General features: G+C 60.5%; 12 protein-coding genes. 11 read left to right on the top strand and 1 reads right to left on the bottom strand.

Going from position 1 to position 14425, the window contains the following annotated elements:
- Positions 1–740 precede the first annotated feature (740 nt).
- From hisA to FLM9_RS05975, 10 genes are all read left to right on the top strand, one after another.
- Positions 741–1472, top strand: a complete 732-nt coding sequence (gene hisA / locus FLM9_RS05930; RefSeq protein WP_074457713.1) for a 1-(5-phosphoribosyl)-5-[(5-phosphoribosylamino)methylideneamino]imidazole-4-carboxamide isomerase — start codon at positions 741–743, stop codon at positions 1470–1472.
- 69 nt (positions 1473–1541) lie between these two features.
- Positions 1542–2021 carry a Fur family transcriptional regulator gene (locus FLM9_RS05935; protein ID WP_074457705.1) on the top strand — a complete coding sequence of 160 codons (480 nt, stop codon included), beginning with the start codon at positions 1542–1544 and terminating at the stop codon, positions 2019–2021.
- Between the two features lie 21 nt (positions 2022–2042).
- Positions 2043–3680 (top strand): DUF3685 domain-containing protein, encoded by a 1638-nt coding sequence (locus FLM9_RS05940; RefSeq protein ID WP_074457706.1) that lies wholly within the window; start codon positions 2043–2045, stop codon positions 3678–3680.
- Between the two features lie 11 nt (positions 3681–3691).
- Positions 3692–4273, top strand: coding sequence for a thylakoid membrane photosystem I accumulation factor (locus FLM9_RS05945; protein ID WP_143324634.1), 582 nt, complete (start codon positions 3692–3694; stop codon positions 4271–4273).
- Entirely contained in the window at positions 4270–5451 is a 1182-nt protein-coding gene (locus tag FLM9_RS05950; protein ID WP_180365324.1) for a F420-0:Gamma-glutamyl ligase, read from the top strand. Before FLM9_RS05945 ends, FLM9_RS05950 begins: the two co-directional genes overlap by 4 nt.
- Complete coding sequence (locus tag FLM9_RS05955) at positions 5448–6608, top strand: hypothetical protein (protein WP_074457707.1); 1161 nt, start codon at positions 5448–5450, stop codon at positions 6606–6608. The genes FLM9_RS05950 and FLM9_RS05955 overlap by 4 nt, the downstream gene beginning before the upstream one ends.
- On the top strand, positions 6571–7431 hold the full coding sequence (gene nadC, locus FLM9_RS05960) for a carboxylating nicotinate-nucleotide diphosphorylase (RefSeq protein WP_102135493.1): 861 nt from the start codon (positions 6571–6573) through the stop codon (positions 7429–7431). The genes FLM9_RS05955 and nadC overlap by 38 nt, the downstream gene beginning before the upstream one ends.
- Before the next feature lie 54 nt (positions 7432–7485).
- Positions 7486–9252, top strand: a complete 1767-nt coding sequence (gene argS / locus FLM9_RS05965) for an arginine--tRNA ligase (RefSeq protein WP_074457708.1) — start codon at positions 7486–7488, stop codon at positions 9250–9252.
- An 18-nt stretch (positions 9253–9270) separates the two neighbouring features.
- Entirely contained in the window at positions 9271–10335 is a 1065-nt protein-coding gene (locus tag FLM9_RS05970; protein ID WP_074457709.1) for a pyridoxal phosphate-dependent aminotransferase, read from the top strand.
- A 375-nt stretch (positions 10336–10710) separates the two neighbouring features.
- Positions 10711–11745, top strand: coding sequence for a chlorophyll a/b binding light-harvesting protein (locus FLM9_RS05975; RefSeq protein ID WP_074457710.1), 1035 nt, complete (start codon positions 10711–10713; stop codon positions 11743–11745).
- 80 nt (positions 11746–11825) lie between these two features.
- Here FLM9_RS05975 and FLM9_RS05980 read toward each other — a convergent pair whose 3' ends face one another.
- Positions 11826–12446, bottom strand: a complete 621-nt coding sequence (locus FLM9_RS05980; protein WP_074457711.1) for a hypothetical protein — start codon at positions 12444–12446, stop codon at positions 11826–11828.
- Positions 12447–12865: 419 nt separating this feature from the next.
- On the opposite strand from FLM9_RS05980, the gene FLM9_RS05985 reads away from it, so the two are divergent.
- Positions 12866–14425, top strand: a 1560-nt coding sequence (locus FLM9_RS05985) for a TonB-dependent receptor domain-containing protein (RefSeq protein WP_143324635.1), incomplete at its 3' end; no start/stop codon positions are given.

Raw genomic sequence — 14425 nt, forward strand, 5'->3', positions numbered from 1 at the left:
GCCCATTCTAACCTCTTACCCAAAAAGAAGCAGGCTCTCCAGCGTTTCCCTAATGTCCCGCCACCATGCCCATCCAAATGCGGATGCGGAAAACAGGTCTTACCAGGTACAAAGGGGTTAAAATCTATGCATTTCACATGGGCTTGTGCTGAGAGATGGATGATTAGGGACATAAGCGGTATGAGTAGACTGATGAAGAATATAGAGAGATTGCCCACAATTTTGGAAAGCACTCGAAAAATTACCGTTTCCCTCGCATGGGAAGGTCTTGCTGGCCTACGAAGAATCTCCCCTCTACAACCGAGTTTCTTATGGAAAATGCCGCGCCCAATTTTTCGAGGTGCCCTTGGGGAAGCCGATAGCTCTACGGAGGCTTTTCCTGATTTTTGAGCACCTCGAAAAATGGGATCACCTCCCCTGCAGGGTGCATTCTCACCATGAGAAAGGAAGTCTGTCGTGGAGAGGCTTTGTGTGAGCTACCTGATCTGAGAGGTTGGGAATTGCGCGCATGATTTGGGAGAGAAGGGTGGCAATACATTAGGGACATTAGGGCATCTCGAAAAATCGGTCAATTCCCCCTATGGGACGCCCTCTCACCACGAGATAGTCACTTGTGGAGGGGGTTGGATGGGCCAGCAGGCTTTGCCAAGTGAGGGAAGCATCGATTTTTTATGGTAGCCTTCTGCTATTCAACCCTGTTGCATTATCAGGGACACTGGGATCTGCTTGCTGCTGTTACCATGGAGGTGATTCCCGCCATTGACCTGCTGGATGGCGCCTGTGTGCGGTTGCGCCAAGGGGACTACGGTCAGGTGACCCGCTTCAGTGACGATCCCGTGGCCATGGCCCGCACATGGCAGCAGCTTGGTGCCCCACGGCTCCACTTGGTGGATCTGGATGGCGCCCGCCGGGGGGAGCCCAGCAACGACGCCACCATCAAGGCCATTGCCTCAGCGGTGGAGATCCCCGTGCAACTGGGGGGCGGGGTGCGCTCCGTGGAGCGGGCCCAATATCTGCTCACCTGTGGTCTGGATCGGGTCATCCTGGGCACGGCGGCCCTTGAAAATCCCCAGTTGGTGCGTCGGTTGGCCCAGGCTCATCCGGGCCGCATTGTCGTGGGCATTGATGCCCGCAACGGTCTTGTAGCTACACGGGGTTGGCTGCACCAGAGCCCCATGGAAGCCACCGGGCTGGCCGCCAGCCTGGAGGGCAGTGGCGTGGTGGTCATCATCAGCACCGACATCGCCAGTGACGGCACCATGGGGGGTCCCAACCTGGCCGCCCTGCAAGCCATGGCCCGCGCCAGCACCATCCCGGTCATTGCCTCCGGCGGGGTGGCGAACCTGGCGGACGTGCAGGCCCTGCAGGCTCTCCGCCCGCCTCTGGCCGGCGTGATCATTGGCCGTGCCCTCTATGATGGCCGCATCACCCTCCCCGCGGCCCTGCAAATTGGGGCGGGGGCACCCACCTGACACCCCAAGAGTCGGCGGGAGGCTCTAAGCTCTTAAGCCGATGGTTTCTGCCCGCCTCCGGCTCCATCCATGACCACCTCCGCTGCCGAATCACCAACTGCCCACCTGGGCCTCCACCAGTCTCTGCAAGGGTCTGTTGAGCGCTGTGCTGCTGCGGGCTTGCGCATGAGCCACCAACGTCGCCTGGTGTTAGAACTGCTCTGGAAAGAGCGGGACCACCTCAGCGCCCGGGACATCTTTGAAAGAATTAACGCCCAGGAGAAGAGGAGCATTGGCCAGACCTCCGTCTATCAAAACCTGGAAACACTGCAGAAATTCGGTATTATTGAGTGCCTGGAGCGCAGCGGCGGCAGGCTCTACAGCTATCGCACCGATGCCCATAGCCATTTAATTTGCAGTGCCACGGGTCGGATTCAAGACTTGGACGTGCAACTTCCCGGCAACCTGCTGGCGGAGATCGAAGCCCGCACCGGTTACCGAATTACCAGCTTCACCATGCAGTTGGTGGGTGAGCCCTTGCGGGATTCCCCCAAGCCAGCCAACCCCTGATCACTGGCCTGGTGCCTTGCCATGGGGTCGTTGACGCGGAGGGTTCTGGTCTATGCACCGCTGAGCCAAAAGAAGCAACTGGCGGCGGTGCTGGGCCGGAGCAATGTTGAAGGCGTCCCTGTGCAGTGCATTGACGAGGCCGAGGCAACCCGGCGACGGCCTGACCTGGTGATCTGGGTGGCCCAGGCATCCCCTGATGCCGCTGCTCTGGTGCGGGAGGCCCTGGCGCTGGATCAGCGCTGGCATCCGGCCCCTTTGCTTCTGGTGCTCCGTGGCCCCATCCAACCCGGGGAGTTGCCGCTGGGGGAGTTGCCCATTGCCGGCATCCTGCAAAATCCCGATGCCCCCACTCTGCGCCAATCCCTTCCTGTCCTGATGGGCGGGGGGCGGGTGTTTGACGTGCAGTCCAGCCCTGGTGCTCCCATTGGAAAGCACCAGGGCCTGAACGGGGTGTTTTCCCAGGGGCTGACGCAAATCCAGATCCAGGCCAAGCTGGTGACCGCCCACCTTCAGCAGCGCCCCAAGACCCTGCTGCGCTGGGTGTTGGAAGGCCAGCAACGGGAGCTGGCCATGGCCCGCACCCTGGTGTTGATGCTCCATGCCGCCACCGCCAACACCCTGGGTCTGAAGGGCTTGAGCGCCAGTGACCAGGGTGGCGGCGAATCTGCTCCCATGTCCACAGGGCTCACCCTGCGCAGCCGTACGGCCACAGGACTATGGGACACCCTCAGCCAACGGCTGCTGGAGCGGATTGCCGGGAATCCCCAACCCCTGGAGCAGCAGTTGCCGTCCCTGGGGGCTTTAGCTTCTGCGCCCCGCACAGCCCTGCTGCGGCAGTTGCTGGGCCACATGGGTCTGGCCCTGGGGCAGGTGCGCCGGGAAGGGCTGCGGGGTGAGGCGTTGCTGGAGCGCTGGCAGGACCTTCAGGAGGAAATCATGCTCCACGGCCTCCAGGAGTTGGGCGGGGCCTATCTGCGCATCCCCCGGAACGGCGTGCTCGTCTCGGTGAGTGAGCAGTTGCTGGCCATGACACTGCCCGGTCCTGTGGCCCTGAACCTTGCGTCCCGTGCCACCGTAGAGCCCATGCTGGCGGCCCTGGTGCGGGCTGAACCGGTACTGCTGGATGGCCATCTGTTGGCGCCGGATACCCCGGCAGCCTTGCTGCACCTGGAGGTATTGCTGAGTGACTGGCTGTTGCGCATGGCTTCTGCCCTTGCCGGTCTGGTGCTGGAGGAGGCCAGCCAGTGGCCGGAGCTGCGCCGCTTCCTGCTACGCCGCGACCTGCTGCCCACCCGCCAGTTGGAGAGGCTCCGCAACCACATCAACTCCCGTGAGCGCTACGAACAGCTCATCCTTGAGCCCCTGCGCATCTATGAAAGTCGCCGTGACCTGCTGTTGTTGCAGGCGGACGGCGTGGCCACCAGAACACTCGTTGACCCCCGTGACCAGGAGCTGGCACAACTGGAGCCCTTACAGCGTATGGTGACCTTGTCCCTGGAGTTGCGGGATGCTTTGGGTCCCCAGTTGCGGGTGTTCAGTCAACGGCTGGGGGACCTGCTGGTGACCGTGCTGACACAGATCGTCGGCCGGGGCATCGGCCTGATTGCCCGGGGCGTGCTGCTGGGTCTGGGGCGTACCCTGCAGGGGAGTGGACGCTAGGAGGAAGTCAAGTGACACAACCTGGTCGTTACTGGTGCTGTCGTCACGGGTTCTCGGTGTTGGCCCTTGTGGTGGCGGCCATGGTGTTGCTGCTGCCCTCTTCCGCCTGGGCCAGCCGTCTGGACAACGCCTACGACGGCAACATCTTTTCCCTCTATGCGGGGGACGGGGCCATGGTGCCACCCCGCAACAGCCTGGCGGACAGCCTGCGGCGGAACCGCCCCACCGTCCTGGCCTTTTATCTGGACGACTGCAGCGACTGCAAACGCTTTGCCCCCAGCCTCTCCCGCCTCAACGGAGAGTTCCGGGCTGTGGCGGACGTGATTGCCTTGAGCACGGACAGCTTGGGGCCTCCCCAGGACGCTTCCCCTGACGACCCTTCCCGCTACTGGCATGGCCTCGTTCCCCAGGTGGTGATTCTTGACCGGCATGGGGACGTGCTGCTGGATCGTGCCGGCCAGATTCCCTTGGAAGACCTGGAGCAGAGCCTGTCCGCGGCGTCGGGCCTAGAGTTGCCGGAGGCCATGGCCCGGCGCCGGACCCAAGCCATGGAGGTGAACGAAATCAACGCGGAGGTGGTCAGGGCGCCATGAGTGATCTGGGTGGGTGGATGTTGGTGCTCGGTGGGGTTGCTATTGGCCTGCTGGCACTGCTGGAGTTGGATCATCGCCTCCGCCCCGCCAGTCCCCTGCGCCTGGAGACGGGGCCATGGCGGCTGCACGTGGACGAGCAGCAAGTGCGGGTGCAGATGCAGGTGAAGCTGGTCAACACCCATGCCCGCAAGGATGTGATGCTCACCCGGCTTCGGGCTGAGCCCACCCTGCTGGCCACCCAGGCGGTGGACGGCATCAACGTGAAGATACGGGTCGGGCCGGATCATCCCGACGTTGAGCCCCGCCCGGACGGCTATTGGCCCGTCTCCATTTTGAAACCCCGACAGCCCATGGCCGCGCGGGTGGACTTGGTGCTGACTGGCGTCGGTCTGGGGAGCCTTCAAGCCCTGTGGCTGGAGGTGGGCTGGCTGGCCTACGGACCGTTCGGCCACCTCCAGCAGCGCCATGGCCTGGTGATCCCCATGGCCAGACCGACTGCCAACCCGCAGCCGGCCTGGCGTCAAGGGTCGGGCTGTCAGGTGCTGCCCCTGGCTACCCATCTGCTGGGCTGGCTGGATGATCCCCTCCAGGTGCTGCGACGCTACGCTGAACCCCATCTCCAGCCGGGGGACGTGGTGGCCCTTGCGGAAACCCCCCTGGCCGTGATGCAGGGGCGCTACCGCCTGGGCACAACCGTGGAGCCCTCCTGTCTGGCGCGGCAGTTGTGTCGGGTGTTTCATCCCCACAGCAGCCTGGCTACCGCCTGCGGTCTTCAGGCCCTCATTGATCTGACTGGTCCTGCACGGGTGCTTTGCGCATGGCTCGGGGGCGTCCTGTTGCGGCTGCTGGGCATCCGCGGCGGCTTCTACCGTCTGGCAGGAGAGCAGGCGCGACTCATCGACGACCTCACGGGCACCATTCCCCCCTATGACCGCACCATTGTTCTGGGTCCGGAGGAGAGCCAGGCCATGGCGACCCAGTTGGCTCAGGCCGTGGGGCACCCCGTGGTGGTGGTGGACGTGAACGACCTGGGGCGGGTTAAAGTCATCGCCACCAGCAGTGGCGTGGATCCGGCTCTCGTTCATCAAGCTCTGGTGGCCAATCCCGCCGGCAATGCCAACGAGGGGACCCCCCTGGTGATCATCCGCCCCTCCCCCGTCGCGGAGGCCCGGCCATGACTCCCGTTCAAGATAGGCTGCCCCAGGGTCCGGCGACGGGACACCAGCAGCCACCGCTCAAACTGCGGTCCCTGGCCATTGCGGATCTGGGTGGCCTCACGGAGGACCTGATCGGGGAGGACCGGGCCCTCTGGAGCCATGTGCTCCTGGCCACGATGCGGGACCGCTGGCTGCGGCGCCTGCTTCCCGGCCGGCAGCCCGTGCCGCTCCTGCTCAGCGCTCGGCATAACGGCGCGATTCAGGGTCTGGTGATGGCGCTGGCGGACAACCGCAGCGGAAGCTGCTGGAGCCTGCACAAGCTTTGCCTGGCGGAACCACTGCCCCGGGAGTCTCGTCGCACCGTTGCCCTGGCCCTGGTGCGCCATGTCATTGCCGTTGCACCCAAGGCCCGCTGCTGGTTTGCCCGCTGCTGGAGCACGGATTCCCTGCGGCTGCCGTTGTTGCGAGAAGCCGGTTTTCAGCCGTTGCTCCAGCAAAGCATCTGGCGCCTGGATCCGGCCGCCACCACCGGTTGGCCTTGCACCGGGACGGCCCCGGCAGACTATCGCCGGCTGCTGTGGGATCGGAGCCAAGCCCCGGCGCTGCTGCGCCTGGACAATGCCACCACTCCCACCCAGTTGCGCCACCTCCTGGAAAGCAGCAGCGGTGATCTCCGGCAGGCAACCGTGGGTGGTGTGCTGCTGGAAAGTCACAGGGGGGAGTTGGCGGCGGCGCTGCGCTTCCAACGGCTGCACCCCCAGTTGCCGCCGCAATTGTCCGTTGTAGTCCACCCTGGCCATGAACACCTGTACGGACCGCCCCTACAAGCCGAGTTGGCGCGCCTGCTGGATCTGGCCCCACGGTTCGGCGTACAGATGAACGCCAAAGGCTGGCGCCTGCGCTGCGATCAGGGGCAATCCCGGCGGCGGCAGTGGCTCACCGCGCTGGGATTGGACTGCCTGGGGGACGAGCTGCTTCTGGCCCGCAGCATCTGGCGACGGCAACCGCACCACCCCGCCCAAAGCCGGGTGCGACACTGGCTGCAGGAGGCCCCGCGGCAACTGGCCCCAAGGGGCCGCCCTATTCCCGACGTGAGTTCAGCCCATGGGTCACCATGGCGCCAGCGCCACTGTTGTCCCCATGGCTGCCCTGCTCTGGACCCCGGAACTCCGCCATAGCCTGGAGCGCTGGCTGCAGGAAGACTTGGGCCGTGGTGATCTCAGCGCCCCCGCTGTGGGGGACGTGCAAGGTGATGCCCTGTGGCTGGCGAAGGAGTCAGGCTGCTTCTGCGGTGGTCCACTGGCCGCGGAGTTGTTCCACCTGCTGAACCCGGCGGTGCAGGTGCAGGTGCTTGTGGCGGACGGAGACGCTGTGGCGCCGGGCACCGAACTTCTGCGCCTCCACGGCCCTGCCGCGGCTCTCCTGGCGGGGGAGCGGGTGGCCCTGAACCTGGCCATGTGCCTGTCGGGCGTGGCCACGGCCACAGCCCGTCTGGTGGCGCAACTGGCGGGCAGCGGCATCCACCTGGTGGACACCCGCAAAACCACGCCCGGTCTCCGTCTGCTGGAGAAATACGCCGTCCGTTGTGGGGGTGGCCTGAACCACAGGATGGGCCTGGATGATGCGGTGATGCTGAAAGAAAACCATCTGGCCTGGTGCGGTGGCCTGGCGCCAGCGCTGCAGCGGGTGCGTAGGCAGGCGCCCTGGCCGGTGTCAGTGATTGTGGAAGCGGAAACCGCTGCCGAAGCCAAAGCGGCGGTGGAGGCTGGCGCCGAAGGGGTGCTGCTGGATGAATTTGCCCCGGAGGCGGTGGAGGGATTGGCCCCCAAGCTGCGTCATCGGGCCAGGCAGCGTGGCAAGAACGTGGTGCTGGAAGTCTCCGGCGTCCGACCCGAGCAACTGGGGGCCTACGGTTCCTGTGACGTTGACCTCATCTCCACCAGCGCCCCCGTGACCCACTCCCCCTGGCTGGATCTCACCATGCGCTTCTGCAGGGAATGATCCACCGGGACGGAGGGCACGGCAAGATGGGGGCTGCATCTGTGCCGGCAGACCATGCTTAAGCTCCGGAACGCCCTGCAGCACCGGCTGTTGGAGGCCATGGCCCAGGCCCTTCCGCTGCCGGACGCCGCTGTGGAGTTTCCGCTAGAACCAGCCACCAGGCCGGAGTTTGGCGACTTCCAGGCCAATGGCGCCATGGGGTTGGCCAAGATGCTAGGGCAGCCGCCGCGGCAGATTGCCCAGGCTGTGGTGGACCACCTGCAGGTGGAGGACCTCTGCTATCCACCCCGGGTGGCGGGGCCGGGGTTTATCAACTTCACCGTTCGGCCCGAGGTGTTGGCAGCAGAGGTGCAGGAGCGGTTGGATCAGCCCCGGCTGGGGGTGCCCATGGCCCAGGTCCGGCAACGGGTGGTGGTGGATTTTTCCAGCCCCAACATCGCCAAGGAGATGCATGTGGGGCACCTGCGCTCCACCATCATCGGCGACTGCATTGCCCGCTTGCTGTCCTTCCGTGGGCACCGGGTGTTGCGACTCAATCACCTGGGGGATTGGGGAACCCAATTCGGCATGTTGATTACCCACCTCAAACATGTGGCGCCCCGATCCCTGTCCGGTGAGGAGCACGTGGACCTGGGGGACCTAGTGGCCTTCTATCGCCAGGCCAAGAAGCGCTTTGACGAAGATGAAGGCTTTCAGGAGCACAGCCGCCGCGAGGTGGTGAGGCTTCAGGCGGGTGAGCCGGACGCCTTAAAGGCCTGGGGGCTCCTCTGCCAGCAATCCCGCCAAGGGTTCCAAGCCATCTACGACTGCCTGGACGTGCAGTTGATGGAGCGGGGCGAGTCCTTTTACAACGACGCCCTGCCAAAGGTTGTGGAGGATCTGGAGCAGGCCGGGCTGCTGGTGGTGGACAACGGCGCCCGCTGTGTCTTTCTGGAGGGCATGATGGGCAAGGATGGCCAACCCCTGCCACTCATTGTGCAGAAACGGGATGGGGGCTACAACTATGCCACCACCGACCTGGCCGCCATCCGCCAGCGGCTGGCCAGCCCCGCTGCAGGGGGCGAGGGGGCCGAGCGGGTGGTGTACGTCACCGATGCGGGCCAGTCGAACCACTTTGCGGCGGTGTTTCAGGTGGCGCAGCGGGCCGGTTGGGTGCCCAAGGGGTGCTGTCTCCAGCACGTGCCCTTCGGTCTGGTGCAGGGCGCCGACGGCAAGAAGCTCAAAACCCGCTCCGGCGCCACCGTCCGCCTGCGGGACCTGCTGGAGGAAGCAGTGGAGCGGGCCCGGCGTGATCTGGTGGAGCGCATGGCCCGGGAGCAACGGCAGGCCGAGGAGGACTTCGTTGCCCAGGTGGCGGAAACCGTTGGCATCGCCGCCGTGAAATATGCTGATCTCAGCCAGAACCGCACCACTAACTACCAGTTCAGCTTTGATCGGATGCTTGCTCTCCAGGGCAACACGGCGCCCTATCTGCTCTATGCCTACGTGCGCATTCAAGGCATTGCCCGTCAGGGGGGATCGCTCGTGGCGGCGGAGCCCGGCGCCATTTGCCTGCAGGCCCCCCAGGAGTTGAGTTTGGCGCGGCAACTGCTGAACTTTGATGAGGTGCTCCTGGCCATGGAGCAGGACCTGCTGCCCAATCGCCTCTGCACCTATCTGTTTGGTCTCAGCCAGATCTTTAACCGCTTCTATGACCAGTTGCCCGTGCTCAAGGCACCAGCCCAATCCCGCCCCACACGCCTTGCCCTGTGTCGCCTCAGCGCCCGGACCATGGACCTGGGCCTGGCGCTCCTGGGCATCAAGACCCTTGATCGCATGTGAGCGGAGAAGGTATCCACCATGCCCATCCTGAAAGCTTCCCCCCTGGTGGAGGCGCTCCAGACCTACAGCGCTCCTCTGGAGGGCCGTCGCGGCTTGCTGCGGCTGGACTTCAACGAAAACACCATGGGTCCCAGCCCCAAGGTGGTGGAGGCCATTCGGGGCATGGCGCCGGAGCACTACGGCATGTACCCGGAGTACGATGCCCTCAAGCACCGCTATGCCCAGGTGTTGGGAGTGGACAAGGGGCAAGTGGGCCTGTTCAACGGTGCGGACGGGGCCATTCACGCGGTGTTCCAAGCCTTTGGCGCTGTGGGCGAGACCTTGCTCATGGCCACGCCCACGTTTGGTTACTACGCCCCCTGTGGACGCCAACAGGGCATGGTCCTCCAGGCCGTTCCCCATGAACTGCCTGATTTTCACTACCCCCGGCAGGCGGTGGCCCAAGCCCTGCAGTCCAGGCCGCGCCTGTTGATGATTTGCAACCCCAACAACCCCACGGGCACCCGGCTGGACCCCAGCTGGATTCGGGCCATGGCGGCGGCCCATCCCCACACCCTGGTGGTGGTGGATGAGCTCTATGAAGCATTTACGGGGGATACGGTGCTGTCGACGGCGCTGCAGCAGCCCAATCTGCTGGTCTTGCGCTCCCTCTCCAAGACCGCCGGGCTGGCGGCGCTACGCCTGGGCTTTGCGGTGGGTAGTGCGGAGATTGTGGAGCGGCTGGAGCGGGTGACCGGCCCTTACGACGTCAACGGCTTTGCCGTAACTGCCGCCCTTGCCGCCCTGGAGGACCAGGACCATGTGTGCGCCTACGTGCAGGAGGTGAGCGCTGCCCGGGACTGGCTCCTATCCCAACTGGCTGCGGCAGGATTACGGCACCACTGTGACGGTGGCAACTATCTGCTGCTCTGGCCGGATCAGGACCCGGACCGCCTTGTGGCGGCCCTGCGGCGCCAGGGTGTGTTGGTGCGACCCATGACCGGCAAGCCCCTGTTGGATGGCAGTGTGAGGGTCAGCATCGGCAGCCGTGCCCAGATGAAGCTTTTCTGGGAGCGTTACCAGCAATGTGCCGGGGTGTCCTGATTTCGCAGTGTCGTAACTTTAAAGTGTGATATTACGTTCACTCAAGTATCAAAAATGATGACTGGCTGAACTGGTCAGCGAGTGAGGATTAATGGCGAGACGTTCACCGAGCCACTCCAATGAGAGTGGCTTTTTCTTTGGGACTTTTTAAGACCTCTTGAAATTTTAAGAGATTTTAAGAAAGCCAGCAAACCAGGCATTCAGCATGCATACATCCATCTAACAAGCAGAAGTAAAACGGCGCTGGCCTGCAAAGGCCAACAATCCCCACAGAACATGGTTAGGTATCGGAACATGCTATCAAAACGTTTGATTTCTAACATGCCCTAGCACAAGCTGCCATAACTTTAGACCTGTAGTTATTGACCTGCTGCGATGCAGTCCTACGGCAATCCCAACGTCACCTATGACTGGTGGGCAGGGAATTCCGGCGTGGCCAAGCGCTCCGGAACCTTCATTGCTGCCCATACAGCCCATGCCGGCCTGATCATGTTTTGGGCCGGATCGTTCACCTTTTTTGAACTGGCCAAATACAACCCCTCACTTCCCATGGGTGGGCAAGGCCTGATTTTGTTGCCCCACTTAGCCAGCCTCGGCTTTGGTGTTGGCGAGGGTGGTGTCATTACCGACACACAGCCCTACTATGCCACTGCTGCTCTGCACCTGGTTTCCTCGGCGGTGCTGGCCGCCGCTGGCATCTGGCACCAATTCCGTGCCCCGGAAGATCTTAGTCAATCTGAGGGGCAGGCCCGCAAGTTTCATTTCTCCTGGGATGATCCAAAGCAACTTGGCCTCATCCTTGGCCATCATCTCATCTTCCTGGGTTTGGGCGCCATTGCCTTTGTGGAGTGGGCCCAGCGTTTTGGCATCTATGACCCTGCCCAGCAGATTGTGCGCACTGTGCAGCCCAACATTGATCTGGGTATGGTCTGGGGCTATCAGACCAATTTCATCAGCATCAGTAGCTTGGAGGATGTAGTCGGTGGTCACGCGGTCCTGTCCTTCATCTTGCTGTTTGGCGGTATCTGGCACATTCTCGTCCCCCCCTATGGATTCTTCCGGAAAGTGCAGACTTATACCGGTGAGGCGATTTTGTCCTATTCTTTGGGAGGCATTGCCCTGATGGGCTTTGTGGCCAGTTACTGGTGTGCCATGAACACAACAGTCTATCCGGAAACCTTCTATGGCGCTCCCTTGACACTGAAGTTTGCCTTCTCTCCCTATTTTGCTGACACAGCAGATATGGGACTGGGTGTGCATAGCGCCAGGGCTTGGCTGGCCAACGCTCACTTCTATCTGGCCTTCTTCTTTCTGCAAGGCCATCTCTGGCATGCTCTGCGCTCCCTTGGCTTCAACTTCAAGTCTGTTGAGGACGCCTTCAACTCAATGGAGACAGCCAAAATCAACTGAGCGCAATCCCGCTGTTCTCAAAAGAGACTGAAACCCAAAAGCCCCAGCCAAGGCTGGGGCTTTTTCACGTCAACGCCTTACTAGAATACAGGCAGCTTAACCACCTCTACGCTCAGGTTTTCCGGGAAGTGCAGTTCCAGGAACGAGCTCAGGAACGACGCTTTCAAGACTGCCAGAGAAAACAAGGAGAGGCTGGCGCTAACTGGTGCAAGCAGTGTGATGCGGTTGAGGAAGCGGGGGCGTTGTTCCGCCCAGTTCACAAAAAAGTGGAAGAGAGCTGGGAAGAATTTTATAAATCGACGAGGCCATTGTGCCACAGTTTCAAGGGCATAGCGACCAGGGGTTAGTTGATTTGACTTGAACGTTAAAAGTTGACTGATAAAAACGACAATGAAGCGCGGGGAACTCAGTAGAGGATTAATAACAATCCTTTGGAATAGAACAAAAACTTTCCCGATCGTCGTCAGGGTGTGACCGATGAGTTTAAGTACCTGAGCCAATAAGACTACAATGGATTTTAGAAACCCAAGTAGGGGACTAAAAACAAATCTCAGATACCAGTGCTGCCCGCCGGAAGACGACGGCATTTTGGATAGCAACTGGCGAGGAGGGGCTGCAACGGAGCGTAGAGTCAGCAGCAGTGGAACCGCGACGAGTTTGAGGTACCAGTGCTGCCGGTCGGACGTGGATGTTGAGTTCATGGTTTGCTCAGTGAGCGCCTGAGAAGGCTAGCGTAGAACGGATCCCAAAAATCCATGAGGTTACATTAAGAACTTTAAATTGTAAGAAAATATACTAATAACCTTGGCGTTTACCACGTTGCCCGTTGGCAAGTTCACACCAGGTTTGTAGGGAGAGAATGAGGGCGAGAAAGCCCAAATCCTGATCAAGAGCCAATCCCTGGTGATGTTAGGACTGGGTGAAGTGCTTGCTGATTCCTTTATATGACTTACATGGTTAATCAACTGTAGTAATTATTGCTTTTGTTGGTAACATCCTGCATCACCTGTTTTTGCAGACTGTCTAAGCTAGAAATCTCACAATTTTTAGGAGACTCAACTTGACTCGGATTAAATCTCTCCCTGCCTTCGTCTGCTTGTTTAGCTGTGGTCTCAGCTACTTGGTCATTCTACCTGCTTTTGCGCAAGAAGAACCGATTGAGCTTGATCCGATCGTTATTTCTGGTGGCAAGGAAAAGGTGGTCAGTGATACTCCCCAATCCGTATCAGTGCTCAATCAAAATGAACTGGATCGAAAACAGCCCACCACGGTTGGGAATGGGCTCACGGATTTACCCGGTGTTAAAGCCTTTGGAAGCAATAGAGTGCTGGGAGAGGCGTTCAACATTCGTGGTTTTGGTCAAGACAACAGCGGCGGGGAAGGCAGACTGATTCTTCAGGTGGATGGCGCGACTAAGTACTACCAGCAATACCGCATGGGGGCCTTGTTCACCGATCCGGAGCTGTACAAGCGGGTTGAGGTGTTGCGTGGACCGGCCTCCTCAACTCTCTATGGCTCCGGCGCATTGGCGGGAGTCGTTACGCTGGAAACCAAGGACGCCAGCGATTTTCTGAAAGATGATGATCGGGATTTTGCCCTGCGTCAGAAGTTGGAGATGACCAGCAACGGCTACGGGGGATTCAGCAGCACCATTCTGGCTTCACGTCCTACTAAAAACCTGGAGTTTCTGGGTGCATTCATCTACCGCAACAACGACGATCTCAAAGACGGAAGCGGAGAGCAGATCCGTGGCTCAGCCTTTGATGCCCCTTCAGCACTGCTGAAGAGCCGCTACGAGTTTGGTGACGGGAATTCGCAGGCCATTGAGTTGTCCTATCAGCATTGGACCACCCAGGAAGACGAGGCGGAGTACGAGCAGACAGGCACAGGTAGCTTTGGGCTGGTGGACCGGGAAGTTACAGACAAGACAGTTGTCCTGATCTACGAGAATACCCCATTGGAAAGTGATTTAATTGATTTCAAGGCGAGGTTGTCCTGGTCTGACACCAGAGTGATTCAAGAGAATGCAAAAAATACTTTACCACCACCCTTTGACACTAGTGTTCTGTTTGATGACAGCACATATGCCTACGAAAACTATCAACTCAGTTTTGAAAATACGTCCATCTTTGGTTTGGAAGAGGGGCTGCAAACCTTTCTGACCGCTGGTGTGCAAGGCAGTTGGCAAACCCGCACGGGGGAGGCAGAGCGTGGGTTTATCCGGTTCCAGCCTGGTGGCAAGGATACCAAAGTTGCGGCCTTTGTCCAGACAGAGATGGTGTTTCCTAATATCGGCCTGACCCTGATCCCTGGTCTACGGGTGGAGCATGCTGCACTAACTTCCGATGCACTAAACACCAATCCCAACTTTAACGAGACCGTCACCAACACTGCCGTCTCGCCCAAATTGGCAGCCCTTTTTGAGATTAATAACAATTGGAGTCTTTTCGGTTCAGTTGCTTACACTGAACGCTTACCCGTTCTGGATGAGATCTTTGATGGGGCAAGTGGTAATCTTGAGTTGGACGCGGAAACGGGAATTACCTATGAGATTGGTACTACTTATGCTATAAATGATATCTTTGTCGATAATGACGCACTTGTGACAAAATTAACAGTATTCCGCAACGATACAGAGAATTTAATTGAACGGGCCAGCCAACGGGATCCCTTCATTAAT

Source organism: Candidatus Synechococcus spongiarum (assembly GCF_900047545.1).
Taxonomy (GTDB): Bacteria; Cyanobacteriota; Cyanobacteriia; order PCC-6307; family Cyanobiaceae; genus Synechococcus_B; species Synechococcus_B spongiarum_C.